This is a genomic window from Ectopseudomonas khazarica, from assembly GCF_017915135.1.
Taxonomy (GTDB): domain Bacteria; phylum Pseudomonadota; class Gammaproteobacteria; order Pseudomonadales; family Pseudomonadaceae; genus Aquipseudomonas; species Aquipseudomonas khazarica.
Window position 1 is genome coordinate 1,980,699 of sequence record NZ_CP068551.1, and the last position, 25,315, is coordinate 2,006,013.

The 25,315-nt window shown below is 67.6% G+C and carries 28 protein-coding genes, 1 tRNA gene and 1 riboswitch; of the genes, 24 read left to right on the top strand and 5 right to left on the bottom strand.

What is annotated here, in order from left to right; all coding sequences use genetic code 11:
- Positions 1-102: 102 nt before the first annotated feature.
- The 6 genes from JLK41_RS09385 (at position 103) to JLK41_RS09410 (ending at position 7,418) form a co-directional block, all read left to right on the top strand.
- A complete protein-coding gene (locus tag JLK41_RS09385) occupies positions 103-1,065 on the top strand; it encodes a siderophore ABC transporter substrate-binding protein (RefSeq protein WP_210390871.1) in 963 nt (320 codons plus the stop codon).
- Between the two features lie 122 nt (positions 1,066-1,187).
- Positions 1,188-2,093 (top strand): cysteine synthase CysM, encoded by a 906-nt coding sequence (cysM, locus tag JLK41_RS09390; protein WP_037053597.1) that lies wholly within the window; start codon positions 1,188-1,190, stop codon positions 2,091-2,093.
- Positions 2,093-3,451, top strand: coding sequence for a 23S rRNA (uracil(1939)-C(5))-methyltransferase RlmD (rlmD, locus tag JLK41_RS09395; protein ID WP_210390873.1), 1,359 nt, complete (start codon positions 2,093-2,095; stop codon positions 3,449-3,451). The genes cysM and rlmD overlap by 1 nt, the downstream gene beginning before the upstream one ends.
- Positions 3,452-3,584: 133 nt before the next feature.
- The gene (relA, locus tag JLK41_RS09400) at positions 3,585-5,828 is read left to right on the top strand and encodes a GTP diphosphokinase (protein ID WP_210390875.1); all 2,244 of its coding nucleotides are present in this window, start codon (positions 3,585-3,587) and stop codon (positions 5,826-5,828) included.
- 93 nt (positions 5,829-5,921) lie between these two features.
- A complete protein-coding gene (mazG, locus tag JLK41_RS09405) occupies positions 5,922-6,752 on the top strand; it encodes a nucleoside triphosphate pyrophosphohydrolase (protein ID WP_210390877.1) in 831 nt (276 codons plus the stop codon).
- 126 nt (positions 6,753-6,878) lie between these two features.
- Positions 6,879-7,418, top strand: a complete 540-nt coding sequence (locus tag JLK41_RS09410) for a DUF2058 domain-containing protein (protein WP_037053587.1) — start codon at positions 6,879-6,881, stop codon at positions 7,416-7,418.
- An 18-nt stretch (positions 7,419-7,436) separates the two neighbouring features.
- Here the strand turns inward: JLK41_RS09410 and JLK41_RS09415 are convergent, their stop codons facing one another.
- Positions 7,437-7,709 (bottom strand): Rho-binding antiterminator, encoded by a 273-nt coding sequence (locus JLK41_RS09415; protein WP_210390879.1) that lies wholly within the window; start codon positions 7,707-7,709, stop codon positions 7,437-7,439.
- A 130-nt stretch (positions 7,710-7,839) separates the two neighbouring features.
- Positions 7,840-9,087 (bottom strand): OprD family porin, encoded by a 1,248-nt coding sequence (locus JLK41_RS09420; RefSeq protein WP_037053585.1) that lies wholly within the window; start codon positions 9,085-9,087, stop codon positions 7,840-7,842.
- Positions 9,088-9,408: 321 nt separating this feature from the next.
- On the opposite strand from JLK41_RS09420, the gene JLK41_RS09425 reads away from it, so the two are divergent.
- Together JLK41_RS09425 and JLK41_RS09430 are read left to right on the top strand one after the other, a co-directional pair.
- Complete coding sequence (locus JLK41_RS09425) at positions 9,409-10,551, top strand: DUF5610 domain-containing protein (protein ID WP_210390881.1); 1,143 nt, start codon at positions 9,409-9,411, stop codon at positions 10,549-10,551.
- A 48-nt stretch (positions 10,552-10,599) separates the two neighbouring features.
- Complete coding sequence (locus JLK41_RS09430; RefSeq protein ID WP_047592840.1) at positions 10,600-10,836, top strand: glutaredoxin family protein; 237 nt, start codon at positions 10,600-10,602, stop codon at positions 10,834-10,836.
- A gap of 84 nt (positions 10,837-10,920) precedes the next feature.
- Here the strand turns inward: JLK41_RS09430 and JLK41_RS09435 are convergent.
- From JLK41_RS09435 to mobA, 3 genes are all read right to left on the bottom strand, one after another.
- A tRNA-Pro gene (locus tag JLK41_RS09435) sits at positions 10,921-10,997 on the bottom strand.
- A gap of 122 nt (positions 10,998-11,119) precedes the next feature.
- Positions 11,120-11,341, bottom strand: coding sequence for a YgdI/YgdR family lipoprotein (locus tag JLK41_RS09440; protein ID WP_037053581.1), 222 nt, complete (start codon positions 11,339-11,341; stop codon positions 11,120-11,122).
- Positions 11,342-11,432: 91 nt separating this feature from the next.
- Complete coding sequence (gene mobA, locus JLK41_RS09445; RefSeq protein ID WP_210390882.1) at positions 11,433-12,017, bottom strand: molybdenum cofactor guanylyltransferase MobA; 585 nt, start codon at positions 12,015-12,017, stop codon at positions 11,433-11,435.
- 66 nt (positions 12,018-12,083) lie between these two features.
- Here mobA and moaB point away from each other — a divergent pair, with 66 nt between their 5' ends.
- The 16 genes from moaB (at position 12,084) to JLK41_RS09525 (ending at position 25,300) form a co-directional block, all read left to right on the top strand.
- Positions 12,084-12,623, top strand: a complete 540-nt coding sequence (moaB, locus tag JLK41_RS09450) for a molybdenum cofactor biosynthesis protein B (protein ID WP_037053578.1) — start codon at positions 12,084-12,086, stop codon at positions 12,621-12,623.
- Complete coding sequence (locus JLK41_RS09455; RefSeq protein WP_210390884.1) at positions 12,620-13,834, top strand: molybdopterin molybdotransferase MoeA; 1,215 nt, start codon at positions 12,620-12,622, stop codon at positions 13,832-13,834. Before moaB ends, JLK41_RS09455 begins: the two co-directional genes overlap by 4 nt.
- 150 nt (positions 13,835-13,984) lie before the next feature.
- Entirely contained in the window at positions 13,985-14,608 is a 624-nt protein-coding gene (locus tag JLK41_RS09460; RefSeq protein WP_175253558.1) for a C40 family peptidase, read from the top strand.
- 82 nt (positions 14,609-14,690) lie between these two features.
- Positions 14,691-15,215: a C40 family peptidase gene (locus tag JLK41_RS09465; protein WP_150609100.1), complete on the top strand. Its 525-nt coding sequence runs from the start codon at positions 14,691-14,693 to the stop codon at positions 15,213-15,215.
- A 9-nt stretch (positions 15,216-15,224) separates the two neighbouring features.
- A complete protein-coding gene (locus tag JLK41_RS09470) occupies positions 15,225-15,545 on the top strand; it encodes a hypothetical protein (protein WP_037053569.1) in 321 nt (106 codons plus the stop codon).
- 39 nt (positions 15,546-15,584) lie between these two features.
- A riboswitch (cobalamin riboswitch) is annotated at positions 15,585-15,794 on the top strand.
- Between the two features lie 180 nt (positions 15,795-15,974).
- Positions 15,975-16,586: a cob(I)yrinic acid a,c-diamide adenosyltransferase gene (gene cobO, locus JLK41_RS09475; RefSeq protein ID WP_134677947.1), complete on the top strand. Its 612-nt coding sequence runs from the start codon at positions 15,975-15,977 to the stop codon at positions 16,584-16,586.
- A complete protein-coding gene (locus JLK41_RS09480; protein WP_210390886.1) occupies positions 16,586-17,878 on the top strand; it encodes a cobyrinic acid a,c-diamide synthase CobB in 1,293 nt (430 codons plus the stop codon). The genes cobO and JLK41_RS09480 overlap by 1 nt, the downstream gene beginning before the upstream one ends.
- A complete protein-coding gene (gene bluB, locus JLK41_RS09485) occupies positions 17,875-18,528 on the top strand; it encodes a 5,6-dimethylbenzimidazole synthase (RefSeq protein WP_210390888.1) in 654 nt (217 codons plus the stop codon). The genes JLK41_RS09480 and bluB overlap by 4 nt, the downstream gene beginning before the upstream one ends.
- Before the next feature lie 3 nt (positions 18,529-18,531).
- Positions 18,532-19,440, top strand: a complete 909-nt coding sequence (cbiB, locus tag JLK41_RS09490) for an adenosylcobinamide-phosphate synthase CbiB (RefSeq protein ID WP_210390890.1) — start codon at positions 18,532-18,534, stop codon at positions 19,438-19,440.
- On the top strand, positions 19,433-20,443 hold the full coding sequence (gene cobD, locus JLK41_RS09495; protein WP_210390892.1) for a threonine-phosphate decarboxylase CobD: 1,011 nt from the start codon (positions 19,433-19,435) through the stop codon (positions 20,441-20,443). The genes cbiB and cobD overlap by 8 nt, the downstream gene beginning before the upstream one ends.
- A complete protein-coding gene (locus tag JLK41_RS09500) occupies positions 20,443-21,894 on the top strand; it encodes a cobyric acid synthase (protein WP_210390894.1) in 1,452 nt (483 codons plus the stop codon). Before cobD ends, JLK41_RS09500 begins: the two co-directional genes overlap by 1 nt.
- Before the next feature lie 54 nt (positions 21,895-21,948).
- Entirely contained in the window at positions 21,949-22,470 is a 522-nt protein-coding gene (cobU, locus tag JLK41_RS09505; RefSeq protein WP_150609118.1) for a bifunctional adenosylcobinamide kinase/adenosylcobinamide-phosphate guanylyltransferase, read from the top strand.
- The gene (cobT, locus tag JLK41_RS09510; RefSeq protein WP_179553932.1) at positions 22,467-23,522 is read left to right on the top strand and encodes a nicotinate-nucleotide--dimethylbenzimidazole phosphoribosyltransferase; all 1,056 of its coding nucleotides are present in this window, start codon (positions 22,467-22,469) and stop codon (positions 23,520-23,522) included. The genes cobU and cobT overlap by 4 nt, the downstream gene beginning before the upstream one ends.
- Positions 23,522-24,094, top strand: coding sequence for a histidine phosphatase family protein (locus tag JLK41_RS09515; RefSeq protein ID WP_134677955.1), 573 nt, complete (start codon positions 23,522-23,524; stop codon positions 24,092-24,094). The genes cobT and JLK41_RS09515 overlap by 1 nt, the downstream gene beginning before the upstream one ends.
- Positions 24,091-24,822 carry an adenosylcobinamide-GDP ribazoletransferase gene (locus JLK41_RS09520; protein WP_210390895.1) on the top strand — a complete coding sequence of 244 codons (732 nt, stop codon included), beginning with the start codon at positions 24,091-24,093 and terminating at the stop codon, positions 24,820-24,822. Before JLK41_RS09515 ends, JLK41_RS09520 begins: the two co-directional genes overlap by 4 nt.
- A gap of 73 nt (positions 24,823-24,895) precedes the next feature.
- On the top strand, positions 24,896-25,300 hold the full coding sequence (locus JLK41_RS09525; RefSeq protein WP_037053548.1) for a MarR family winged helix-turn-helix transcriptional regulator: 405 nt from the start codon (positions 24,896-24,898) through the stop codon (positions 25,298-25,300).
- Positions 25,301-25,315: the final 15 nt, after the last annotated feature.

Genomic DNA, 25,315 nt, shown 5'->3' on the forward strand with positions numbered 1-25,315 from the left:
GCTGTACCCTCGACGGCGCCTGGGCGGGGCGCATGCAGCCGAGGCGACGCCCGCATGCGGCGTACGCGCCTGCTACCTGTCCATTGCAACGAGGAGAGTGAAATGTCGTCGCTTCGCTCCGCCGTGACCCACCTGGTCGCCGCGTTCGCCCTGCTGGCCCTGGCGTCTGCCCATGGCGCCTACCCACTGACGGTCAATCATGCGCAGGGTGGCCTGACGCTGAACGAGGTTCCCAAACGGGTTGCCGTGTTCGACCTGGCCACCCTGGACACGCTGGATGCACTCGGCGTGTCGGCGGCCGGGGTGCCGAAGATGGCCGGCCCCGAGTACCTGAAAGACACCTACGCGGGGCTTGAGGCGGTCAATGTCGGCACCCTGTTCGAGCCGGACTATGCCGCGCTGGAAGCCCTCCGCCCGGACCTGATCATCATTGCCGGGCGTTCCAGTGGCGCTTACGCGAAACTCGCGCAGCTGGCGCCGACCCTCGACCTGAGCATCGCGCCGGATGCCTTCGTCGCCGGGGTGCGGCAGAACCTGCGGCTGCTGGGCGACATCTTCGACCGCCAGGCGCGGGCTGCCCGGCTGGATGCCGAGCTGCAACAGGCGCTGGCGGCGACGCACAAGAAGAGCCAGGGGCTCGCTACGCTGACGCTGTTCACCGTCAACGATGCGCTGATGGTGCATGCGCCAGGCGAGCGTTTCGGCATGCTCGCCGAGGTGCTGGGCACGACGTCCGTTGCCCCGCCAGTCGACCCGGCATCCCTGCCGCAGGGCCGCCCAGCGCCCGGTTCGCCGGAGGCCATGCAGCTGCGCGAACGGCACAAGGCGCGCCTGGCTGCCGCCCTGCAGGCCGAGCCGGACTGGCTGGTGATCCTGGATCGCGGTGCCGCGACCGGTGGCGAGGGCAAGGCGGCGCAGACGCTCGCCGCGCACCCGGGTATCGCCGCCAGCACGGCCTGGACCCAGGGCCGGGTGTTCTATCTCGATCCGGCCACCTGGTACATCGCCACGGGTGGTTATCAGGGACTGATGAAGACCCTGGAGGATTTCGCGGCGGCGCCGTGAAGCCAGCGCCTGCCGCTGCGGCCATCGGCTTCATCACGCCATGACATGGATCATGGCGTGATGAAGCCACGGGTTCGGCGTATCATGACGCCCCTTTGCGTCAGTCTGGATTCGCACACCCCATGAGCCTGCAATTCCCCACCATCGCCGACTGCATCGGCAATACGCCTCTGGTGCGCCTGCAACGCCTGGCTGGTGAGACCAGCAACACCCTGCTGGTCAAGCTGGAAGGCAACAACCCGGCCGGGTCGGTCAAGGATCGCCCGGCGCTGTCGATGATCAACCGTGCCGAGCTGCGTGGCGACATCCAGCCAGGCGACACCCTGATCGAAGCCACCAGCGGCAACACCGGCATCGCCCTGGCGATGGCGGCGGCGATCAAGGGTTACAAGATGATCCTGATCATGCCCGACAACTCCACCGCCGAGCGCAAGTGGGCGATGACCGCCTACGGCGCCGAGCTGATTCTGGTCAGCAAGGAGGAGGGCATGGAGGGCGCGCGTGACCTGGCGGAGAAACTGCAGGCCGAAGGCCGTGGCAAGGTGCTCGACCAGTTCGCCAACGGCGACAACCCCGAGGCGCACTACAGCGGCACCGGCCCGGAAATTTGGCGCCAGACCGGCGGAACCATCACCCACTTCATCAGCTCGATGGGCACCACCGGCACCATCATGGGGACCTCGCGCTACCTCAAGGAGCAGAACCCGGCGATCCAGATCGTCGGCCTGCAACCGCAGGAAGGCTCGGCCATTCCCGGCATCCGTCGCTGGCCGCAGGAATACCTGCCGAAGATCTACCAGGCCGAGCGTGTCGATCAGGTGATGGACATGGGCCAGGCCGAGGCCGAGCACGTGATGCGGCGTCTGGCGCGTGAAGAAGGCATCTTCTGCGGCGTTTCCTCCGGCGGTTCGGTGGCCGGCATGCTCCGCCTGTCGCAGCAGGTGGAGAACGCTGTGCTGGTGGCGATCATCTGCGACCGCGGCGACCGCTACCTGTCCACTGGCGTTTACGAAGAACCGACGAACTGATGGCCAGACGCAGCTCCAACCTGCGCTTCCAGCCCAGCGGCGGCAGTCGGGCGACGCAGGTACCGGTCGGCAAGAAGCAGAAACTCACCATCGAGCGGCTGGCGGGTGACGGTCGCGGCATCGCCTTCGAGGCCGGGCGCACCTGGTTCGTCAGCGGTGCCCTGGCTGGCGAAGAGGTCGAGGCGCGGGTGCTGAGCGCGCGCAGCCAGACCGTCGAGGCACGTGCCGAACGCATCATCGCCGCCAGCAGCGAACGACGCGTCGCGCCCTGTGCGCATGCCGAGCGCTGCGGCGGCTGCAACCTGCAGCACCTGCCTCATGCCGAGCAGCTTGCCCTGAAACAGCGCACGCTGGCCGAGCAGCTGTCGCGCCTGGGTGGCGTGCAGCCGGAGGAGTGGGCGGCGCCGCTGGTCGGTCCCGAGCTGGGCTACCGGCGCCGGGCACGCGTTGCCGTGCGCTGGGATGCCAAGGCGCGTCAGCTGCAGGTCGGGTTCCGTGCCGAGGCCAGCCAGGAGATCGTCGCCATCGACGACTGTCCGGTACTGGTACAGCCCTTGCAACCCATTTTCCAGGCATTGCCGGGGCTGCTGCACAGCCTGGAGAAACCCCAGGCAGTCGGTCACGTCGAGCTGTTCAGTGGCACCGCCGAAGCCGTCCTGCTGCGGCATACCGCAGCGCTGACCGATGCCGATCTGGCCCGTCTGCGCCGCTTCTGTCACGAGCATGCCGCGCAGCTCTGGTTGCAGGGTGACGGGCAGCCACAGGCGGACGACGCGGCCGCCGAACTGGGCTTCGAACTGCCGCGCTGGCAGCTGCGACTGGCCTATCGCCCCGGGGATTTCGTGCAGGTCAACGGTCCGGTCAACGAGGCGATGGTCGCGCAGGCGCTAGACTGGTTGGCAGTGCAGGCGGATGAACGCGTGCTGGATCTGTTCTGCGGGCTGGGCAATTTCGCTCTGCCGCTGGCGCGTCAGGCTGCCGAGGTGGTGGCCGTGGAAGGGGTCGAGGCGATGGTGGCGCGAGCCGCCGCCAACGCCGCGAGCAATGGCCTGGGCAATGCGCACTTTTTCCGTGCCGACCTGTCCAAGCCGCTGGCCGACGAGGCCTGGGCGCGCGGCGGTTTCTCCGCGGTGCTGCTCGACCCGCCGCGCGACGGTGCGCTGCAGGTCGTGCGCGGCATGCGCGAGCTGGGCGCCCGGCGCCTGGTCTATGTATCCTGCAACCCGACCACCCTGGCGCGCGATGCCGCCGAACTGGTCCGGCAGGGATACCGCCTGCGACGTGCCGGGATTCTCGACATGTTCGCGCAGACCGCGCATGTCGAGGCGATGGCGTTATTCGAGATAGCCGAGCCTTAGGTTCGGGACAAGGCGGCACGTTCGGTGTCGCAGGGATGTGCAGGATGCACGTTCTTTCAGTTAATCCGACCGGCTCAGAGAAGGCCGGCGACTGCTCGGTGCGGCGTATGCGCACCGTAGGGAAGGTAAGACGATGGTTCAGGTGAGAGCGCATCAGCCAGTCAACGATGACGGCAGCATCAATCTCGAGGCCTGGTTGGATCATGTCGCCAGCGTCGACCCGGCGCTGGATCGTCAGGCACTGCACGAGGCCTGCGAGTTCGCCCGCGATCTGGAGCAGCAGGCCAACACCACCCCGCATCACTGGAGCGAAGGCGGCTCGACCTTCCGTGCCGGCCTCGACATCGCGGAAATCCTCGCCGATCTCAAGCTCGATCAGGATTCCCTGGTCGCCGCGATCATCTATCGCGGCGTACGCGAGGGCAAGATCACCCTGGCCGCAGTGCACCAGCGCTTCGGCCCGGTGGTGGCCAAGCTGATCGAAGGCGTGCTGCGCATGGCGGCGATCAGCGCCAGTATCAACCCGCGCGAATCGGTGGTGGTCGGCTCGCAGACGCAGGTGGAGAACCTGCGCAAGATGCTCGTAGCCATGGTCGACGACGTGCGCGTGGCACTGATCAAGCTGGCCGAGCGCACCTGCGCGATTCGCGCGGTCAAGGAAGCCGACGAAGAGAAGCGCCAGCGGGTGGCGCGCGAGGTGTTCGACATCTATGCGCCGCTGGCCCATCGCCTCGGCATCGGCCATATCAAGTGGGAGCTGGAGGACCTGTCCTTCCGTTACCTGGAGCCCGAGCAGTACAAGCAGATCGCCAAGCTGCTGCACGAGCGTCGTCTGGATCGCGAGCAGTACATCAACGACGCCATGGATCACCTGCGTCAGGAGCTGGAAGCCACCGGCATCAAGGCCGACATCAGTGGCCGGGCGAAACATATCTATTCGATCTGGCGCAAGATGCAGCGCAAGGGCCTGCAGTTCAGCCAGATCTACGACGTACGTGCGGTGCGCGTGCTGGTGCCGGAGGTGCGTGACTGCTACACCACGCTGGGTATCGTGCACACCCTGTGGCGGCACATTCCCAAGGAGTTCGACGACTACATCGCCAACCCCAAGGAGAACGGCTACCGCTCGCTGCACACCGCCGTGCTCGGCCCGGAAGGCAAGGTGCTGGAGGTGCAGATCCGCACCCACGCCATGCACGAGGAAGCCGAGCTGGGCGTCTGCGCGCACTGGCGCTACAAGGGCACCGACGTCAAATCCGGCTCCAACCACTACGAAGAGAAGATTTCCTGGCTGCGTCAGGTCATCGAGTGGCACGAGGAACTGGGCGACATCGGCGGCCTGGCCGAGCAGCTGCGCGTCGACATCGAGCCGGATCGGGTCTACGTGTTCACGCCCGACGGCCATGCCATCGACCTGCCCAAGGGCGCCACGCCACTGGATTTCGCCTACCGCGTGCACACCGAGATCGGCCACAACTGCCGTGGAGCCAAGATCAACGGGCGCATCGTGCCGCTGACCTACAGCCTGCAGACCGGCGAGCAGGTGGAGATCATCACCAGCAAGCAGGGCTCGCCGAGCCGCGACTGGCTCAACCCCAACCTGGGCTACGTTACTACCAGCCGGGCGCGGGCGAAGATCGTGCACTGGTTCAAGCTGCAGGACCGCGACCAGAACGTTGCCGCCGGCAAGCAACTGCTCGAACGCGAGCTGGCACGCCTGGCGCTGCTCGGCGTGGACTTCGACAAGCTGGCGGAAAAGGCCAACCTGAAGACCGCCGAGGACCTGTTCGCGGCCATGGGCGCAGGCGATGTGCGCCTGGCCCATGCGGTCAACCTGGCCCAGCAGCTGGTCGAGCCGGAGCGCAGCAGCGAGCAGCTCGAGCTGATCCCGCGCAAGGCCCAGGGCTTCAAGCCGGGCAAGCGTGGCGACATCCAGATCCAGGGGGTCGGCAACCTGCTGACGCAGATGGCCGGTTGCTGCCAGCCACTGCCGGGCGATCCCATCGTCGGCTACATCACCCTGGGGCGCGGCGTCACCATTCACCGCCAGGACTGCCCGACGGCGCTGCAACAGGCCGGGCGCGAGCCGGAACGGATGATCCAGGTGAGCTGGGGCCCGGTGCCGGTGCAGACCTACCCGGTGGAGATCGTCATCAAGGCCTACGACCGCTCCGGTCTGCTGCGGGACGTGACCCAGGTGCTGCTCAACGAGAAGCTCAACGTGCTGGCGGTCAACACCCGTTCGAACAAGGAGGACAACACCGCCTCCATGTCGATCACCGTGGAGATCCCCGGCCTGGATGCGCTCGGCCGCCTGCTGGCGCGTATCGGCCAGTTGCCCAACATCATCGAGGCGCGCCGTCACCGCGCCAATTGAGCGGCAGGCCTCGAGCAACAAGCCGCAAGTGAAAGGTGGTCCGCCGCTTTCTCTTGTGGCTTGAAGCTTTCAGCTTGCCGCCCAGGAGTTTCCATGTACCAACTCGACGACCTGCTGCACCTCATGGCGCGCCTGCGTGACCCACAACACGGCTGCCCCTGGGACCTCAAGCAGAGCTACGCGAGCATCGTGCCCTACACCCTGGAAGAGGCCTACGAAGTCGCCGATGCCATCGAGCGCGGCGACTTCGCGCATCTGCCGGGTGAACTCGGCGACCTGTTGTTCCAGGTGGTCTACTACAGCCAGCTGGCGCAGGAGGAGGGGCGTTTCGACTTCGCCAGGGTGGTCGATGGCATCACCGCCAAGCTGATCCGCCGGCACCCGCACGTGTTTCCCGACGGCGACCTGTATGGCGCGCCGGATGCAGCCAGGCTGCAGGAGGCGGCGGTCAAGCAGCGCTGGGAGGAGCTCAAGGCCGAGGAGCGCGCCGAGAAGGCCGCCGTGCCCGAGCAGCTGTCCCTGCTCGATGACGTGCCGACCGCGTTGCCGGCGCTGAGCCGCGCGGCCAAGCTGCAGAAGCGTGCGGCGCAGGTCGGCTTCGACTGGCCCGAGGCCCTGCCGGTGGTGGACAAGGTGCGCGAGGAGCTGGACGAAGTGCTGGAGGCCATGAGCGAGAACGATGCCGAGGCGGTGGCCGAGGAAATCGGCGATCTGCTTTTCGTCGTCACCAACCTGGCGCGTCACCTCAAGGTCGATCCCGAGGCTGCGCTGCGCGCCGCCAATGGCAAGTTCGAGCGGCGCTTCCGCTTCATCGAGCAGAGCGTGCGCGAAGCCGGACGGTGTCTGGATGGCTGCTCGCTGGAGGAGCTGGACGCGCTCTGGGGCGAAGCGAAGAAGCTGGAGAAGCTGGCGCCCGGTTGCTGATCGGGTATCCCGGCATGCATCCGGCCCGTGCGGCTGGAGCCAGGGCCGGTTAGCCATTATGCTGGGCGCTTCGAAATGGCGGTGCCGCGCGCCGCTGCAACAACATCATGTTCGGGATCTTTAGTCATGGGTCTTTCCCTGCGCGACCAGCTGCTCAAAGCCGGGCTGGTCAATGAAAAACAGGCCAAGCAGGTTGGCAAGCAGCAGCAGAAGCAGAAACGTCTGGCGCACAAGGGGCAGGCTGAGCTGGATGACAGCACCCGCCAGGCGGCCCTGCAGGCGCAGGCGGAGAAGGCGGCACGCGACCAGGAGCTGAATCGTCAGCAGCAGGAGAAGGCCGAGCAGAAGGCCCGCGTGGCGCAGGTCAAGCAACTGATCGAGCGCTCGCGCCTGCCCAAGCTCGATGGCGAGGACTACTACAACTTCGTCGACGACAAGAAGGTCAAGCGCCTGCCGGTCAACAACATGGTGCGCAACAAGCTGTCCAACGGCTGGCTGGCCATCGTGCGCCACGGCGGCGGTTATGAAGTCATCCCGCGCGAGGCGGCGCTGAAGATCCAGGAGCGCGATGCCTCGCGCATCGTCCTGCTCAATACCCATGTCGAAGAGCCGGATGCCGACGATCCCTACGCGGCCTACCAGATTCCTGACGATCTGATGTGGTGACGCTTCGGCGCGTAGCGCTCAGCAGCGCTTGCCGCCCAGCAGCACGCGGCCGAAGCTGGCGCCTGCGTCCTGCGGTGTGATCGCCAGCAGGCGATCCATGCGCAGGCGCTGTTCGCCGTCGGCCGTGCGCAGGAGCAGGATCTCTTCCTTGCTCGCCGCGGTTTCCGTGGTCAGAGCGCGGCCTTGCAGGCGCGTGCCGTCGACCAGCTCCACGTCCAGCTGATAGCCATGCAGGCAGGCGATTTCCAGGTAGTCGTAGAGGTCGCAGGCCAGCGGTTGGTAGTCGTCCATCGCGTCACTCCTCGTGCTCTGCGCTGAGCCTAGCCGGGAACCGCCCGGGCAGCACGCTCTGCCACCTTCTTCGCCATGAAAAACGCCGCGACCTGCAGCAGGTCGCGGCGCTCCGTCGGTGCCGGGGCGGTTACAGCAGGGGAATGGTGTAGCTGACGATCAGGCGGTTCTCGTCGAGGTCGCCGATGCTCGCGTTGGAGCGCACCATCGCGTTACGCCAGCGCACGCCCAGGTTCTTCAGCGGACCTTCCTGGATGATGTAGCTGATGTCCACGTCGCGTTCCCATTCCTTGCCGCTCGCGCCACCCACGCCATCGAAGCCGTCGCCGGTCACGTAGCGGACGAAAGCGCTCAGCCCCGGGACGCCATAGCTGGCGAAGTTGATGTCATAGCGGGCCTGCCAGGATTTCTCGTCCTTGCGGGTGAAGTCGAGGATCTGCAGGTAGTTGACGATGTACGGATCGGTTTCGGAGAGGAAGGGGAAGGCGTTGTCGCCGCCGACCTTCTGGTAGCCCAGGCGGAAGGTGTGCGCACCGATGCCGGCCCAGAGGTTGACCGAGGTCAGGTCGTTGTCCACGTCGCCGCCGAGCTTGCGGCCGTTGTCCTGGGAGTCGAAGTAGGCCAGGTTGGCGCCCAGCTTCCAGTCGCCGATGGGCTGCACGTGGATCAGGTTGTAGAGCTTCTGGTCGTAGATGTCTTCCAGCTCGCCGTACCACAGGCCGACGGTGGTATTGCCGCCGTTGAACTTGTAGTCGCCGCCGGCGAAGTTGTAGCGGTCGCTCTTGCCGCCGACGTTGCTCGCGGTGATGTCCTGGCTGTCGGTGGAGTTGCGGAAGTTCACTTCACGCAGCTGGCCGCCGTTGAGGGTCAGCCCGGCGAGTTCCTGCGAGGTGATCATGCCGCCGGTGAACACCTGTGGCAGCAGGCGCGAATCACCGGAGGAGACGATCGGCAGCTTGGGCATCAGGCCGCCGACCTTGCCGATGGTCTTGGAGATGCGCACCTTGACCGCGCCGGTCGCCTCGGAATATTCGTCCGGGCCTTCATCGCCGAAACCGTTGGGCAGCAGGTTGGTGCCGGCACGTTCGTCCGAGGAGTCGAGCTTCAGACCCAGGCCGGCATAAGCGTCCAGACCGAAACCCACGGTGCCTTCGGTAAAGCCTGATTCGGCCTTGAGAATGAAGCCTTGCGCCCATTCTTCGCGCTTGGACTGCTGCGCGGCGGTGGTGTCGCGCAGGTCGCGGTTCATGTAGAAGTTGCGCAGTTCGAGTGTGGCCTTGCTGTCACCGATGAAGTCGGCCTGTGCCAGGCCGGGAAGTGTGAGGCTGGCGCCCAGCGTGGCGAGGGCCACGGCGCGGGCGAGGGGAGTTTTGCTCATTATTGTTGTCTCCTCGTTGTTGTTATTAGCGGGCGGCCACTCTGTGACCGACCCGTTACGGCGCCATGAAATAAAGCACTTCGGGTATTCGGCGACTGTAAGACTTTAGTCTGGCGGGGCCTGGGGCCTGCCGGGGCTTTCAGGGCTGCGAGGCTCTAGCGCGTGGTGACGGGCGCCTTTCGCGCTTCGACCGCCGATCGGGAAAGCGCCGCTGAGTGCACGGGCAGCGAGAAAAAACCGCCAACCGTTGGTCGATCAGCCCTAAAGCTTGCTGCTGCGCGGCCGTTAAGTTCGGCAGATCACCTGCCTGGGTACCCGGCCATGAATCCTCTGAGCTCCTTCAACTCCGCCGCTTCACGCACCGCGCATGCCAGCCAGTCGGCCGCTGCGCGCAACAACGCCGCCGATGCACAGGCGACGCTGGCCAACCGTCTTGCCGACAAGCTGGGGCTGCAGCCCGGTGCGCTCAATGGTAAGCGTGACGACTACACGCCGGAGAAGGTAGCGGGGCGCGTGCTTGGCTTCGTCGAGCAGCGCCTGCAGAGCGAGGCCGCGGCCGGGGCTGATCCGGCCCGGCTGGAGCAACTGCTGGCGCAGGCGCGCGAAGGTATCGAGAAGGGCTTCGCCGATGCGCGCAAGATTCTCGATGGCATGGGTGTGCTGGGTGGCCAGGTGGCCAGTGACATCGATGACACCTACTCGCGTATCCAGGATGGCCTGGGCGATCTCGACAAGCGCTTTGGCGCGGCAACCCCGGGCACCGCGGACAGCGTTGCGGTCGCTGGTTACAGCGAGCGTTTCAGCGCGCAGGCGGAAACCTTCGACCTGGCCATCACCACGCGCGATGGCGATCGCCTGCGCGTCTCCGTGGCGCAGGCGTCGGCCAGCTGGTCGCAAAGCAGCTTCGCCGCGGCGAGCGACGGCAGTTCCAGCAGCCTGGTGGCCAGCAGTCAGTCCGGCAGCCTGCAGATCGGCGGCTGGCAGGTCAGTGTGGAAGGTGAGCTGGACGATGACGAGATCAAGGCCCTGGAAAAGCTGTTCAGCCAGGTGCAGGACCTCTCCGACAAGTTCTATGCCGGTGATCTGTCTGGAGCCTTCGACCGCGCCATGGCGCTGGACATGGACGGCGAGCAGCTGGCATCGATGTCGTTGCGCCTGACCCAGACCAGCGTGCGCCAGGCCACCGATGCCTACGGCGCCGTGGGCGGGCAGGGCGCCAGTGCGGTCAACAGCGGCTTGCAGGACTACGCCCAGGGCCTGCTCGATGCACTGCGCAGCGCTGGCGACCTGGCTCAGGATGCCGGTGGCATGCTCAAGGATCTGCTCAAGGGTGGCTTCTCGCTCGACGAGCGCTTCGACCTGCCGCGCCTGGAGAAGGCCGACAGTCTCAACCGCAACCTGCTCGACGGCCTGCAGTCGCTGCTCGCCGGCGAGGCTGGCGAGCGTGGCGACGACGCGAGCTGATGCCGCGCGGTGCTAGACTGCGCACCTTGCTGACAGTGAGGTGCGCTCATGAAGCCTGAATGCCAACTTTTCGGAACCCTGGGTTGCCATCTGTGCGAGGTGGCCGAGGCGCTGCTCATGCCGTTCGTCGAGAACGGCCTGCTGGTCGAGCTGATCGATATCGCCGAGCATGAAGGGCTGGTCGAGTCGTACGGCCTGCGCATTCCGGTGCTGCGCCGCTGCGATACCGGCGCTGAGCTGAACTGGCCGTTCGATGCCGAGGAAGTGGTGGCCTTTCTGCGCTGAAGGCCCGCTGGCCGCCGTGCCGATCTGCGGCTGGCAGGAATGCCAGGCATAAAAAAACCCGCCTTGACAGGCGGGTTTTTGATTTGGTCGGAGAGACAGGATTCGAACCTGCGACCTTCTCGTCCCGAACGAGACGCGCTACCAAGCTGCGCTACACTCCGAATGAGGCGTATTCTACCGAAAAACTTTTACTGCACAAGGGGTTAGCCTGAAAAAACTTCCGGCCTGCATGGCCATCATCCGTTCAGGCTTGGCGCCAGGTGCGTGTCGGTAGCGCCTCGCCTCAGAGTTCCTTGACCGTCTGAACCTGATCCTTGTTGATCGTGGCGCGCTTGCCATCGAGCTGTTCGAACTCGTAGAAGCCCGACTCTTCGTCATATGTCGGCTTGTCCACGGTCTGGATCTCACGGCCATCGTTGAGGGTGATCACCGACGGCGAGGCGCAACCGGCGAGGGCCGCGAAACCGATCACCAGCAGCAGGGCGGGAAGGGTCCGTTTGGTCATGGTCTGTCTCCTTGGGTACGAATGGGGTGCCATACCTTCGCTCTGACGTGAAACGGCCGCATGAGTTCCGCTGAGGGCGTCGGTTTCAGCGTCAGCGTGCGGTGGCGGCAAGAATTTCCGGCGTGTTGAGGTTGGCCAGGCGTGGGTCGTCCAGCGGGCAGTCGACGGCAATGGGGTCGAGCCTGCCGAACCAGCGCTGGGGGCTGCGCTCACCCGACTGCCAGGCGCGCTCGAGGTCGTCCCGCAGGTGAGTGGGGAGCAGGCAGAACAGCGGTTGCCAGTACGCGCCCTGGCGGACGACCACCGGCCGGCTGCCCGCCTGCGCGAGCAGGGCGTCGAGCAGCGCTGCGTCGACGAGGGGGGCGTCGCAGGGCAGTACCAGCATCTGTGGATGGCGAGCGGCGGCCATGCCGGCGCGGATGCCCGCCAGGGGGCCCTGGAAATCCTGCTCCTGATCGGCCACCAGCTGGTCGGCATAGGGGGCATAGCGCTCGTTGTTGCGGTTGCAGGAAATGATCAGGTCGTCGCTGAGCGGCCTGGCCAGGTCATGCAGCCAGGCGATCAGCGGGCGGCCGTGCCAGTGCAGCAGGCCTTTGTCCTGCCCGCCCATGCGTTGCCCGCGACCACCGGAGAGCAACAGCACCGAACAGTTGGCAAGGGCATTGGGCGTAGGCATGCGGCGGTCTCCGGGGCGGGCGGTGTGATATAACGTCGCCCATTGTCTACCAATTGGATGCCTGCCATGAACCACAAGGCCGACGCGGTTTTCGTGCCGCTGAACATTGCCGTACTGACCGTCAGCGACACGCGCACTCTGGATACCGATACCTCCGGGCAATTGCTGGTCGATCGCCTGAGCGCTGCCGGGCACCAGTTGGCGGCGCGCGTCCTGCTCAAGGACGATCTGTACCGCATTCGCGCCCAGGTCGCGACCTGGATCGCCGAGGATCAGGTGCAGGTCGTGGTGATCACCGGCGGCACCGGTTTCACTGGGCGTGACAGTACTCCCGAGGCCGTCGCCTGTCTGCTGGACAAGCAGGTCGATGGTTTTGGCGAGCTGTTCCGGCAGATATCCGTGGCCGATATCGGCACCTCCACCATCCAGTCGCGCGCGCTGGCCGGCCTGGCCAACGGTACGCTGGTCTGTTGCCTGCCGGGTTCGACCAACGCCTGTCGTACCGCATGGGACGGCATCCTCGCCGAGCAGCTGGATGCGCGTCATCGTCCGTGCAACTTCGTGCCGCACCTGAAAGAGGTCGGCGCCTGCGAGACTCGCGGATGAGTGCTGGCGACAAGCCCGGCCTGCTGCCCATGGAGGCGGCACTGGAGCGCCTTCTGGCGCTGGCCGACGCGGCGCCGGTGGAACAGATCGAGTCGGTCGCGCTGGCCGAGGCGGATGGCCGCGTGCTGGCCGAGCCGCTGATCGCGGCGCTGGATCTGCCACCCTGGGCCAACAGCGCCATGGACGGCTATGCCCTGTGCCTGGCCGACTGGAACGGCCAGGCGCTGCCCGTGAGTCAACGCATTCAGGCCGGGTCGGCGCCCGCGCCGCTGCAGCCGGGCAGCTGTGCGCGGATCTTCACCGGTGCGCCGCTGCCGCAGGGCGCCGACACGGTGGAAATGCAGGAGAACGTCGACCTGGACGATGCCGGGCGGGCCGTGTTCCGCGAAACGCTGAGGGTCGGCCAGAACGTGCGTGCGCAAGGTCAGGAGACGCGCAGGGGCGAGTGCGTGCTGCCGCCAGGCACCCGCCTGGGGCCCGTCGAACTGGGGCTGGCGGCATCGCTTGGCGTGGCGCAACTGCCGGTGCGCCGGCGTCTGCGCGTGGCGGTGCTCTCCACCGGCGATGAACTGGTGGAGCCAGGCCAGGCACTGGGGCCGGGGCAGATCTACAACAGCAACCGACGCCTGTTGATCGCCTGGTTGCAGCGCCTGGGCTGTGCGGTGACCGACGCCGGGATTCTGCCGGACGACCTGCCGCGTACCCGCGCGGCGCTGGCTGCCCTGGGCGAGGTCGACCTGATCCTGTCCACCGGTGGCGTTTCCGTCGGGGAGGCTGACTTCCTCGGCCTGGCCCTGCGCGAGGCGGGCGAGCTGGCGCTGTGGAAGCTGGCGATCAAGCCGGGCAAGCCGCTGACCTTCGGTCATTACCAGGGCGTGCCGGTAATTGGTCTGCCGGGCAATCCGGCCTCGACGCTGGTCACCTTCGGCCTGCTCGCACGCCCCTACATGCTGCGCCGCCTTGGCGTTCAGCGGGTCGAGCCGCTGGGCTTCCCGCTGCCGGCGGGCTTCACCTGGAGCAAGCCGGGCATGCGCCGCGAGTACCTGCGGGCGCGGTTGGAGCACGGCCGGGTGGTGCCTTACGCCAATCAGAGTTCCGGCGTGCTGCGCAGTGCGGCCTGGGCCGAGGGCCTGGCGGAAGTCATGGAGGGCAGCACCCTCGCCGAAGGGGACATGCTGCGTTTCATCCCGCTGAGCGAGATTCTGGGCTGAGCGACACGCGCCCGGCCATTGCCTGGCTGGGCGCGTTAGATGGTGTGGCGAGACTACGGAGTCACAATTGCAACGATAGAATTTGCAAATGGGTCATATAGAGGGCATAGTCGCGCACTTAATATGAATTCCCTCGACACGGTCGTGCCCATGCTGAAGCGCTTCGCACCCCTCGTGCCTGTTGCACTCACCCTGTTTCTCGCCGCCTGCGCGGGCCATGCGCCGCAGCCGCAGAGCGGCGAAACCTCGGCCCGGCCCGCCGCCCCTGTACAGGCTCAGCAGAGCGAGCCGGCAGAGGATGACGTCGCCGCACTGGTCGACGACAAACCCTATGAAATGCCGCAGTTGGCCGACAGCCTGCTCGATCTCGGGCGTTCGCTGATCGGCACCCGCTATCGCTACGGCGGCACCTCGGTGCAGTCCGGTTTCGATTGCAGCGGCTTCGTCGGCTACCTGTTCCGCGAGGAAGTGGGTCTGGAGCTGCCGCGCTCCACCCGCGAGCTGATCAAGCTGGATGCGCCCAAGGTGGCGCGTGCCGACCTGGAGCCGGGTGACCTGATCCTGTTCAACAACCGGGGTCGTGGTCGCGTCAGCCATGCCGGCATCTACCTGGGCGATGACCAGTTCATCCACTCCAGCAGCAGCCGCAGCGGTGGCGTGCGCATCGACAGCCTGGACGACAGCTACTGGAAGCGCAGCTACATGGAGGCCAAGCGCGTGCTGGCGCTGGCTTCGACAGAAGACGAACAGGCCTCGGCCAAGGCCCATCCCTGAGGGGACGGCGTAACCGCAGGGTTGCGCCACCACGCCCGAGGCGGCAGAGTAGAGCCTGTCCAGGCTCAGGATCGCCTCGCTCATGCCCGTCACGACCCGTGTTGCCCTCGTTTCCCTCGCGCTGCTGCTGAGTGCCTGCAGCAGCCACGCTCCCGCTCCCCAGCCCGTCTACATACCGCCAAGCGCTTCCTCGGCCTATCAGGGCGGAACCGAGGATGTCCTGTTTCGTGCGCTCGGCCTGGTCGGTACGCCTTACCGTTATGGCGGCAACACACCCGAGGGCGGCTTCGATTGCAGTGGCCTGATCGGCTATGTCTACCGCGACGCCGCCGGTATCAGCCTGCCTCGCTCGACGCGTGAGCTCAGTGCCATGCGCACCCCGGATGTCCGTCGTGATGCCCTGCAAAGTGGCGACCTGGTGTTCTTCGCCACCAGCGGCGGGCGCAGCGTCAGTCACGCCGGCATCTATGTCGGCGAGGGTCGCTTCGTGCATGCGCCGTCCAGCGGCGGCACCGTGCGCCTGGACAGCCTCGACAACGTCTACTGGCAGCGTGTCTATCTCGATGCCAAGCGGGTCATCACGCCGGAGCTGGCGCACAACCCCTGACCCCTGCCGATGGCCGATCCCATTCGTCTGCCGCCGCAGCCTGAAGCGTGCGAGCTTTGCGCTCGCCCTGTGGCCTTGACGCGCCATCATCTGATTCCCCGGGCGCTGCATGACAAGGCCTACGTACAGAAACGCTATCCCCGGCATGAGCGCATCAGCGCCACGCTGTGGGTCTGTCGCGCCTGCCATAACCAGATTCACCGCCTGTTCAGCGAAAAGGAGCTGGCACTGACCTATAACACTCGGGAAGCGTTGCTGGGCGACGAGCGCTTGCGCACCTTCGTCGAGTGGTTGGCGCGCAAGCCGGCAGGCTTCACGCCCAGGCACTGAGCAGCTTCGGCGTTGACGCGCAGGGTGGCCAGCCTCTACTCTGCGCGCCTTGCTTCAGGTGCCCTGAATCGCCGCCAGCGGCGGTCGAGAGGGTGAAACAGGGAAGCCGGTTCCAATGCCGGCGCTGCCCCCGCAACGGTAGGTGAGTCGTACGCCGCCATAGGCCACTGTGCAGTGCACGGGAAGGCGCGGCGTTGAACCTTTGGTTCGCTCACGAGCCCGGAGACCGGCCTGTCGCAGTTTCACGGCATCGCGGAGGGCGTTGTCCGGCCAGCGCTCCGGTTGCACCGGGGCGTTCGTGTTTTCTGTCTTCCGCATGCCCGACCAGCCATTGGCGCCTGGATGGGACGTGCGCATCGTCGTCTCTTCTTCTGGTTGCCGTTCGCGCCGCGCACGACCTTGCCGGCGCGTGATGTACAGGAGCAGAGCATGAGCGAGTCCGTCGAACGTGATGAGCGCCACAAGGCGCGCATGCAGCGCAAGAAAGCCCTGATCGACGAGAAGATCGCCCAGGCCCAGGACGAGTACGGTCTGCTGCTGGTGCACAGCGGCAACGGCAAGGGCAAGAGCAGCAGCGCCTTCGGCATGGTCGCCCGGGCCCTCGGGCATGGCATCAGGGTCGGCGTGGTGCAGTTCATCAAGGGCGCAGCCAGCACCGGGGAGGAAACCTTCTTCCGCCGTTTCCCCGAGGAAGTCAGCTACCACGTGATGGGCGAGGGGTTCACCTGGGAGACCCAGGACCGTCAGCGTGACATCGCCAAGGCGCAGGACGCCTGGAACGTGGCGCGGCGCCTGCTCGCCGACGAGTCCGTCGGCCTGGTGGTGCTGGACGAGCTGAACATCGCCCTCAAGCACGGTTATCTCGACCTGCCCACGGTACTGGCCGATATCGAAGCCCGGCCACTGCTGCAGCATGTAGTGGTGACGGGGCGGGGCGCCTTGCCGGAGATGATCGAGGCCGCCGATACGGTCACCGAGATGAACCTGGTCAAGCATGCGTTCAAGGCCGGGGTGAAGGCGCAGAAGGGCATCGAATTCTGATGAGCGCACGTCAATGTCCGGCGCTGTTGATCGCCGCGCCGGCCTCCGGTCAGGGCAAGACCACCGTCACCGCTGCGCTGGCGCGCCTGCATACGCGCCAGGGGCGGCGGGTGCGGGTGTTCAAGTGCGGCCCGGACTTCCTCGACCCGATGATCCATGCCCGTGCCAGCGGCGCGCCGGTGTACCAGCTCGACCTGGCCATGGTCGGCGAGGCCGAGAGTCGCCGCCTGTTGTGGCAGGCCGCTGGCGAAGCCGACCTGATCCTGATCGAAGGGGTGATGGGCCTGTTCGACGGCAAGCCCTCGGCGGCCGACCTGGCGCGTCACTTCGGCGTAGCGGTGCTGGCGGTGATCGATGGCGCCGCCATGGCGCAGACCTTCGGCGCGCTGGCCCATGGCCTGGCCACCTTCCAACCGGACCTGCCGTTTGCCGGCGTGCTCGGCAACCGCGTCGCCAGCACGCGCCACGGCGAGATCCTGCGTGATGCCCTGCCGGAGACGATCCGCTGGTTCGGTGCCCTGCCACGCAGTGCGGCGGTGGAACTGCCCAGCCGCCACCTGGGGTTGGTGCAGGCGGCCGAACTGGCCGACCTCGATGCCCGGCTGGATGCCGCCGCTGATGCCCTGGCGGCCAGTGCCGACGTCGATCTGCCGCCATCAGTGAGCTTCGCCGCACCAGTGATCGATGAGCCAGGCTCCCTGCTTGCCGGCGTGCGCATCGGCGTAGCGCGGGACGCGGCATTCGCCTTCCTCTACCAGGCCAACCTCGACCTGTTGCAGGCCCTGGGCGCCGAGCTGCGCTACTTCTCGCCGCTCGCCGACAGCGCCTTGCCCGAGGTGGACAGCCTCTACCTGCCAGGTGGCTACCCCGAGCTGTACCTGGCCGAGCTGGAAGCCAACCAGGCCATGGCGGCGGCGATTCGTGCCCATCACCAGGCCGGCAAGCCGCTGCTCGCCGAATGCGGCGGCATGCTCTACCTGCTCGACGAGCTGCATGACAAGCAGGGCGCCAGTGGCCGCATGCTCGGCCTGCTTGCCGGCAGCGCGACCCTGCAGCCGCGCCTGACCGCGCTGGCGTTGCAGGAAGTCGAGCTGGCGGAAGGCCTGCTGCGTGGCCACACCTATCACCACTCACGACTGGACAGCCCGCTCACGCCGCACGCGCAGGCGCGCTGCCCGAACGGCAAGCCGGTGGCCGAGGCGGTCTATCGGCTCGGCCGGCTCACCGCCAGCTACATCCATTTCTACCTGCCATCCAATCCGGAGGCGGCCGCCGCGCTGTTGCGTCCATGAGCGATCACGCCTTCTCTGCGCTGGAGCGTGCGGCGGTGTACCGCGCCATTGGCGAGCGCCGTGACATGCGCCACTTCGCCGGTGGCCAGGTGCCGCCCGAGGTGCTGGCACGCCTGCTGGAGGCCGCGCACCACGCGCCCAGCGTCGGCCTGATGCAGCCCTGGCGCTTCCTGCGCATCAGCGATCCGCAGCTGCGCCAGCAGGCGCATGAGCTGGTGGAGGCGGAGCGGGTGCGTACCGCCGAAGCCCTGGGCGAGCGCTCGGACGCGTTCATGCGCCTGAAGGTCGAGGGCATTCGTGACTGTGCCGAGCTGCTCGCGGTGGCGCTGATGGACGGCCGCGAGAAGCACATCTTCGGGCGGCGCACCTTGCCGGAGATGGACATGGCCTCGGTCGCCTGCGCCATTCAGAACCTGTGGCTGGCGGCACGCGCCGAAGGCCTGGGGCTGGGCTGGGTGTCGCTGTTCGATCCCGTTGCGCTGGCCGAGCTGCTGGGCATGCCCGCAGGCAGCAAGCCGGTCGCGCTGCTGTGCCTGGGGCCGGTCGAGGCGTTCTATGAAAAGCCCATGCTGGTGGAGCAGGGCTGGGCGACGCCGCGACCACTGGCGGAGCTGTTGTTCGAGAACCGTTGGGGTGTCCGTGGTGACTGAGCGATGAGCCTGGCCCTGATCACCTGCGCGGGCGTCGCCCTGGATGCCGCCCTGGGCGAGCCGCGCCGGGCGCATCCGCTGGTTGCCTTCGGGCGCCTGGCCAGCCGCCTCGAACAGCGTTTCAATCCGGCCGGCGGCGGCTGGCGCAGTCACGGTGTCACGGCCTGGTGCCTGGCGGTGCTGCCGTTGACACTGCTCACCTGGCTGCTGACCCAGGTGACCTCCCTGACCTGGGCGGTGGATATCTTCGCGCTGTACTTCGCCCTCGGGCTGCGCAGCCTGTACGAGCATGCGCGGCCGGTGGCGCAGGCGCTGCGCCTGGGTAACCTGCCGCTCGCGCGTGAACGCGTCGGCTGGATGGTCAGCCGCAACACCGCCGCGCTGGATGCGACGGGCGTGGCGCGCGCCGGTACCGAATCGGTCCTGGAGAATGGTTCCGACGCAGTCTTCGCCGCCCTGTTCTGGTTCATCGTCGCGGGGGCACCCGGCGTCGTGCTGTATCGCCTGAGCAATACGCTCGATGCCATGTGGGGCTATCGCAACGAGCGCTTCGAGCGTTTCGGCTGGGCCGCCGCGAAGATCGACGACGTCCTCAACTACATCCCGGCGCGCCTGGTGGCGCTGACCTATGCACTGCTCGGCAACGTGGCCCTGGCGCTGCGCTGCTGGCGTCGACAGGCGCCGATGTGGGACAGTCCCAATGCTGGCCCGGTGATGGCGTCGGGGGCCGGCAGCCTGGGCGTCAGCCTGGGTGGTGCGGCGGAGTATCACGGCGAGGTGCACGAGCGTCCACGACTGGGCGAGGGGCCGGCTCCGCGAGCGCGAGATATCGAGCGGGCGATGAATCGGGTCGTTGCCGGCGTAGCGCTGTGGCTGCTGTGCCTGACGCTGTGGGAGGTAGGGATTGCTTGAGCATGGTGGTCGGCTGCGCGCCGCGGCGCAGCGTTACGGGATTGCCCTGGAAGACTGGCTGGACCTGTCGACCGGTGTGGCGCCCTACGGCTGGGAGCTGCCCGCCGTGCCCGGTTCTGCCTGGGCGCGGCTGCCTGAGGTGAACGATGGCCTGGAGCAGGCGGCGCGCGACTACTACGGTGCCGCCAGCCTGCTGCCGGTGGCGGGGTCGCAGGCGGCGATCCAGGCCCTGCCGCGTCTGCGCAAGCCAGGCAATGTCGGCATTCTGGCCCCCACCTATGCCGAGCATGCGGCGGCCTGGCGACGCGAAGGGCATCGCATCACCAGGCTCAGCGAGGGTTCGGTGCATCGTGCCTTGCCGCAGCTCGACGTGCTGCTGCTGGTCAACCCGAACAACCCGACGGGGCGCCTGATCGAACCGGCGCGCCTGCTCGACTGGCATGACCAACTGGCCGAGCGCGGCGGCTGGCTGGTGGTCGACGAAGCCTTCATGGATTGCACCCCGCAGCACAGCCTGGCGGCGTACAGCGACATGCCGGGGCTGATCGTGTTGCGCTCGTTCGGCAAGTTCTTCGGCCTGGCCGGCCTGCGCCTGGGGTTCGTGCTCGCGGCGCAGGCGCTGTTGGATGAGCTGGAAAGCCTGCTCGGTCCCTGGGCGGTCAGCGGCCCGGCGCGCAGCGTGGCCCTGACGCTGCTCAACGACCATGAGGGCCAGCGCCGCCAGCGCGAACGCCTGCAGGTCGACGGCGAGCGCCTGGCCGCGTTGCTACGCGATTGCGGCATGCCGCCAACCGGCGGCTCGGCGCTGTTCCAGTTCTGCTGCACGCGGCGGGCGGTGCCCTGTGCCGAGCTGCTGGCGCGGCGCGGCATCCTGGTGCGCCTGTTCGCCGAGCTGGACAGCCTGCGCTTCGGTCTGCCGGCGGACGAGTGTGGCTGGCAGCGCCTGGAGCAGGGCCTGCTGGAGTGCGCGCCGATGCTGGCCAATCTCGAGGAGACGCCCTGATGACCACGCTGATGGTGCAGGGCACCACGTCCGATGCCGGCAAGAGCACGCTGGTCACCGCCCTGTGCCGCTGGGCGCGGCGTCAGGGCGTCGCCGTGGTGCCGTTCAAGCCGCAGAACATGGCGCTCAACTCGGCGGTGACCGCCGACGGTGGCGAGATCGGCCGGGCGCAGGCCGTGCAGGCCCAGGCCGCCGGGTTGGCGCCGCATACCGACATGAATCCGGTGTTGCTCAAGCCCAACAGCGACATGGGCGCCCAGGTGATCATCCACGGGCGTGCCATCGGCAACATGCAGGCGCTGAGCTACCACGGCTACAAGCCGGTGGCCATGGCGGCGGTACTGGAGTCCCATGCGCGGCTGGTCGAGGGCTACCGACTGGTACTGGTCGAGGGCGCCGGCTCGCCGGCGGAAATCAACCTGCGTGCCGGTGACATCGCCAACATGGGCTTTGCCGAAGCGGTGGATTGCCCGGTGATCCTCATCGCCGATATCGACAAGGGCGGCGTGTTCGCCCATCTGGTCGGCACCCTGGAGCTGCTCAGTGCCAGCGAGCAGGCGCGGGTCAAGGGCTTCGTGATCAATCGTTTCCGTGGCGACATCGCCTTGCTCAAGCCGGGGCTGGACTGGCTGGAGCAGCGCACCGGCAAACCGGTGCTCGGCGTGCTGCCGTACCTGATGGACTTCCACCTGGAAGCCGAGGACGCCGTCGACACCCGCCAGCAGCGCAAGGACGAACAGGCCCTGCGCGTCGTGGTGCCGGTGCTGCCGCGCATCAGCAATCACACCGATTTCGATCCGTTGCGCCTGCATCCGCAGGTGCAGCTGAACTTCGTCGGGCCGGGGCAGGCGATACCGCCGGCCGACCTGATCATCCTGCCCGGCTCCAAGAGCGTGCGCGCCGATCTGGCGCGGTTGCGCGATCAGGGTTGGGATGCGGCCATCGCCCGGCACCTGCGCTACGGCGGCAAGCTGCTGGGCATCTGCGGCGGGTTGCAGATGCTCGGCCGGCAGATCCATGACCCGCATGGCCTCGAGGGCGCCGCTGGCAGCAGCGACGGCCTCGCCCTGCTGGATTTCGAGACGCTGCTGGAGCCGGAGAAACAGCTGCGCAACGTACGTGGCCAGCTGTGCCTGGAGCAGGCCGAGGTCAGTGGCTACGAAATCCATGCCGGGGTCAGCCGGGGGCCGGGACTCAACGGTGCCGTGCGGCTCGAGGACGGGCGCGACGACGGGGGCCTGAGCGCCGATGGACAAGTCCTCGGCACCTACCTGCATGGCCTGTTCGAACAGCCGGCGGCATTCGCGGCGCTGTTGCGCTGGGCCGGCCTGCGCGAGGTGCAGCACGTGGATTACCAGGCCCTGCGCGAGCGTGACATCGAACGCCTGGCCGACCAGGTGGAGCAGCACCTGGATAGCGCCAGGCTCAGGGCATTGTGCGGCCTGGAGTAGGGCCGCGCGGCAGAGCTATTGAACGGTGCGCAGCGCGCACCTTACGGAGTGGAAATGCTTGAACTGATCCTCGGCGGCGCCCGGTCCGGCAAGAGCCGCCTGGCCGAGAAACTGGCCGACGAGTCGGGCCTGGAGGTGGTCTACGTCGCCACCAGCCAGGCGCTCGATGGCGAGATGACGGCGCGCGTCGCCGAGCACCGGGCGCGTCGGCCTGGGCACTGGGCCCTGGTCGAGGAGCCGCTGGCGCTGGCCCGCGTGCTGCGCGAGCAGGCGGCGCCGAATCGTTGCCTGCTGGTGGATTGCCTGACGCTGTGGCTGACCAACCTGCTGCTGCTCGAGGATACGCAGCGGCTGACGGCCGAGCGCGAGGCGCTGCTGGCCTGCGTCGGGCAGTTGCCTGGGCGCATCCTGCTGGTCAGCAACGAAAGCGGATTGGGGGTGGTGCCGCTGGGTGAGCTGACCCGCCGTTATGTCGATGAGGCCGGCTGGTTGCATCAGGCGCTGGCCGAGCGCAGCCAGCGCGTGGTCTTCACCGTGGCTGGCCTGCCCATGGTTCTGAAGGGGGAAGCGCTATGAGTCTGCACTGGTGGCAGGGGCCTTGTCAGCCCAGTGATCGGGTTGCGCGAAGCAAGGCCGAAGCACGGCAACAGCAATTGACCAAGCCCACGGGCTCGCTGGGTCGGCTGGAACACATCGCCATTCATCTGGCCGCGTTGCAGGGCCGCGAGCGGCCGGGCCTGGAAAAACTGTGGATCGCCATCTTCGCCGGCGACCATGGCGTGGTGGCAGAAGGGGTTTCCGCCTATCCGCAGGCGGTGACCGGGCAGATGCTGGCCAACTTCGTCGGCGGCGGCGCAGCGATCAGCGTGCTGGCGCGTGAGCTGGACGCGGCGCTGGAGGTGATCGACCTGGGCACTGCCGAGCCGCTGGCGCAACTGCCTGGCGTGCGCCACCTGCACGTCGGCGCTGGTACGCAGAACTTCGCGCGTGAGCCGGCCATGACCCTGGCCCAGGCGCTGATCTGCCTGGAGGCCGGCCGCGACAGCATCGAGCGTGCGCGCAGCGCCGGCTGCGACCTGTTCGTCGGTGGCGAGATGGGCATCGGCAACACCACGGCGGCGGCGGCGCTGGCCTGCTGGCTGCTGGAGTGCCCGGCGAGCGAACTGGCCGGCCCCGGTACCGGACTGGACCCTGCCGGTGTGGCGCACAAGGCGCGGGTCATCGATGCGGCGCTGGCGCTGCATCGGCAGCGACTCGACGGGCCGCTGGAGGCCTTGCTGCACCTCGGCGGTTTCGAGATCGCCGCGCTGGTCGGTGCCTATGTCGCGGCGGCGCAGCAGGGCGTGGTGGTGCTGGTCGACGGCTTCATCTGCAGCGTCGCGGCCCTGCTGGCGGTGCGTCTGAATCCGGGGTGCCGTGACTGGCTGCTGTTCGCTCACCATGGCGCCGAGCCGGGGCACGTGCGTGTGCTGCAGGCGCTGGGTGCCGAGCCCCTGCTGGAGCTGGGCCTGCGTCTCGGCGAGGGCAGTGGTGCGGCGCTGGCGGTGCCGCTGCTGCGTATGGCCTGCGCGCTGCATGGCCAGATGGCCACCTTCGCCGAAGCGGCCGTGGCGGAGAAACCGGCCTGATGCTGTACCTGGAGCTGTTGCGCCACGGCGAGACCGAGCAGGGCGGCGGGCTGCGTGGCAGCCTCGACGATGCCCTGACCGAGCAGGGCTGGGCGCAGTTGCGCAGGTCCGTGCAGGAGGCGGGGCCCTGGGATCGCCTGATCAGTTCGCCGCTGCAACGCTGTGCGCGTTTCGCCGAAGAGCTGGCGGCGGCCCGGGCGCTGCCGTTGGACTACGAGCGCGACCTGCAGGAGCTGCACTTCGGCGACTGGGAAGGGCGCAGTGCCGCCGAGCTGATGCACAGCGACGCCGAGGCTCTCGGGCAGTTCTGGGCCGACCCCTATGCCTTCACGCCGCCCAATGGCGAACCCCTGTCGCGCTTCGAGGCGCGGGTGCTGGGCAGCCTGCAGCGCCTGGCGCAGGCGCATGACGGTCAGCGCCTGCTGCTGGTGACCCACGGCGGGGTGATGCGCCTGCTGCTGGCGCGGGCGCGCGGTTTGCCGAGAAAGGATCTGCTGCAGGTCAACGTCGGCTATGCCGAGCGTTTCCGCCTGCGCCTCGCTGCCGATGGCCAGTGGCTGGAGTTGCCATGAGCGCATTCCTGATCGCGCTGCAGTTCCTGACCCGCCTGCCGGTCAGCCTTCCCGGCATGCCGACGCCCGCGCAGGTGGGGCGCTCGCTGCTCTGCTATCCACTGGTGGGGCTGCTCCTCGGCGTGTTGCTGTGGGGCGCGCACCTGCTGCTGGGGCAGACCTCGATGGCGCTGCAGGCAGCGATCATTCTGGCCCTCTGGGTCGGCCTCAGTGGCGGGCTGCACCTGGACGGCCTGGCCGATACCGCCGACGCCTGGGTGGGTGGTTTCGGCGACCGCGAGCGGACCCTGGCGATCATGAAGGACCCGCGCAGCGGACCGATTGCCGTGGTCGTGCTGGTGCTGCTGCTGTTGCTCAAGTACGCCGCGCTGCTGACGCTGTTGCAGGCCGGGCAGGGCGCCTGCCTGATTCTGCTGCCCTGGCTGGGGCGCAGCCTGCTGCCGCTGCTGCTGGTGACCACGCCCTACGTGCGCGCCGGCGGCCTGGGGCAGGCGCTGGTCGAGCATGCACCGCGCCAGCAACTGCCCTGGGTGCTGGCCGTGCATCTGCTGCTGATGCTGGCGTTCGGCTGGCCGGCGCTGCTTGCCGTGGCCAGCGCCTTGTTGCTGTTCGCCTGGACGCGTCGCGCGTTGCTGCGTCGCCTGGGCGGCACGACGGGGGACACCGCCGGCGCGCTGGTCGAGCTGGCCGAGTGCGGCATGCTGCTGGTCCTCGCGTTGAGCCTCTGAGCGCAACTGTTATGCCGACACGCCCTGCAACTGTATGAGTGCGAATCGGTGATGCGGGTATATACCTGTATCCATGTTGCCGACCTCTTGCCTCTGTACCCAATTGCGCCGCGCCAGTCGCGGCGTGACCCGCCGCTATGACGACGCACTCGCTGCCGTCGGCCTGGGCGCCGCACAGTTTTCCCTGCTGCGGCATGTCCAGCGCCTCGGCCAGCCGAGCATTTCCGCATTGGCCGAGGCCATGGGGCTGGACCGCAGCACCCTGGGGCGCAACCTGCGGGTGCTCGAGGAGCAGGCGTTGCTGCAGCTGAGCGAGGCGCGCGATCTGCGTGCCCGTGAGGTCAGCCTCACCGATGCCGGAGAGCGACGCATCGCCCAGGCGCTGCCGCTCTGGGAGCAGGTGCAGCAGGAGTTGAACCTGCAGTTGGGTGAGGGCCGGCGTGCCGAACTGATGCAACTGCTGGAAGCCCTGGCCTGAGGGTCGACTGATTTT

What these genes read in the sequence shown, in the direction of transcription:
- cobT (WP_179553932.1), top strand. Translation starts at nt 22,467, where the DNA reads ATGAGTCTGCACTGGTGGCAGGGGCCTTGTCAGCCCAGTGATCGGGTT.
- JLK41_RS09440 (WP_037053581.1), bottom strand. Translation starts at nt 11,341, where the DNA reads ATGACCAAACGGACCCTTCCCGCCCTGCTGCTGGTGATCGGTTTCGCG.
- JLK41_RS09430 (WP_047592840.1), top strand. Translation starts at nt 10,600, where the DNA reads ATGAAGCCTGAATGCCAACTTTTCGGAACCCTGGGTTGCCATCTGTGC.
- JLK41_RS09515 (WP_134677955.1), top strand. Translation starts at nt 23,522, where the DNA reads ATGCTGTACCTGGAGCTGTTGCGCCACGGCGAGACCGAGCAGGGCGGC.
- JLK41_RS09415 (WP_210390879.1), bottom strand. Translation starts at nt 7,709, where the DNA reads ATGGACGACTACCAACCGCTGGCCTGCGACCTCTACGACTACCTGGAA.
- JLK41_RS09470 (WP_037053569.1), top strand. Translation starts at nt 15,225, where the DNA reads ATGGCCGATCCCATTCGTCTGCCGCCGCAGCCTGAAGCGTGCGAGCTT.
- cobO (WP_134677947.1), top strand. Translation starts at nt 15,975, where the DNA reads ATGAGCGAGTCCGTCGAACGTGATGAGCGCCACAAGGCGCGCATGCAG.
- JLK41_RS09465 (WP_150609100.1), top strand. Translation starts at nt 14,691, where the DNA reads ATGCCCGTCACGACCCGTGTTGCCCTCGTTTCCCTCGCGCTGCTGCTG.
- JLK41_RS09525 (WP_037053548.1), top strand. Translation starts at nt 24,896, where the DNA reads ATGTTGCCGACCTCTTGCCTCTGTACCCAATTGCGCCGCGCCAGTCGC.
- mazG (WP_210390877.1), top strand. Translation starts at nt 5,922, where the DNA reads ATGTACCAACTCGACGACCTGCTGCACCTCATGGCGCGCCTGCGTGAC.
- JLK41_RS09385 (WP_210390871.1), top strand. Translation starts at nt 103, where the DNA reads ATGTCGTCGCTTCGCTCCGCCGTGACCCACCTGGTCGCCGCGTTCGCC.
- JLK41_RS09455 (WP_210390884.1), top strand. Translation starts at nt 12,620, where the DNA reads ATGAGTGCTGGCGACAAGCCCGGCCTGCTGCCCATGGAGGCGGCACTG.
- JLK41_RS09420 (WP_037053585.1), bottom strand. Translation starts at nt 9,087, where the DNA reads ATGAGCAAAACTCCCCTCGCCCGCGCCGTGGCCCTCGCCACGCTGGGC.
- cbiB (WP_210390890.1), top strand. Translation starts at nt 18,532, where the DNA reads ATGAGCCTGGCCCTGATCACCTGCGCGGGCGTCGCCCTGGATGCCGCC.
- JLK41_RS09410 (WP_037053587.1), top strand. Translation starts at nt 6,879, where the DNA reads ATGGGTCTTTCCCTGCGCGACCAGCTGCTCAAAGCCGGGCTGGTCAAT.
- cysM (WP_037053597.1), top strand. Translation starts at nt 1,188, where the DNA reads ATGAGCCTGCAATTCCCCACCATCGCCGACTGCATCGGCAATACGCCT.
- JLK41_RS09460 (WP_175253558.1), top strand. Translation starts at nt 13,985, where the DNA reads ATGCTGAAGCGCTTCGCACCCCTCGTGCCTGTTGCACTCACCCTGTTT.
- JLK41_RS09520 (WP_210390895.1), top strand. Translation starts at nt 24,091, where the DNA reads ATGAGCGCATTCCTGATCGCGCTGCAGTTCCTGACCCGCCTGCCGGTC.
- relA (WP_210390875.1), top strand. Translation starts at nt 3,585, where the DNA reads ATGGTTCAGGTGAGAGCGCATCAGCCAGTCAACGATGACGGCAGCATC.
- cobU (WP_150609118.1), top strand. Translation starts at nt 21,949, where the DNA reads ATGCTTGAACTGATCCTCGGCGGCGCCCGGTCCGGCAAGAGCCGCCTG.
- mobA (WP_210390882.1), bottom strand. Translation starts at nt 12,017, where the DNA reads ATGCCTACGCCCAATGCCCTTGCCAACTGTTCGGTGCTGTTGCTCTCC.
- JLK41_RS09480 (WP_210390886.1), top strand. Translation starts at nt 16,586, where the DNA reads ATGAGCGCACGTCAATGTCCGGCGCTGTTGATCGCCGCGCCGGCCTCC.
- moaB (WP_037053578.1), top strand. Translation starts at nt 12,084, where the DNA reads ATGAACCACAAGGCCGACGCGGTTTTCGTGCCGCTGAACATTGCCGTA.
- rlmD (WP_210390873.1), top strand. Translation starts at nt 2,093, where the DNA reads ATGGCCAGACGCAGCTCCAACCTGCGCTTCCAGCCCAGCGGCGGCAGT.
- JLK41_RS09425 (WP_210390881.1), top strand. Translation starts at nt 9,409, where the DNA reads ATGAATCCTCTGAGCTCCTTCAACTCCGCCGCTTCACGCACCGCGCAT.
- JLK41_RS09500 (WP_210390894.1), top strand. Translation starts at nt 20,443, where the DNA reads ATGACCACGCTGATGGTGCAGGGCACCACGTCCGATGCCGGCAAGAGC.
- bluB (WP_210390888.1), top strand. Translation starts at nt 17,875, where the DNA reads ATGAGCGATCACGCCTTCTCTGCGCTGGAGCGTGCGGCGGTGTACCGC.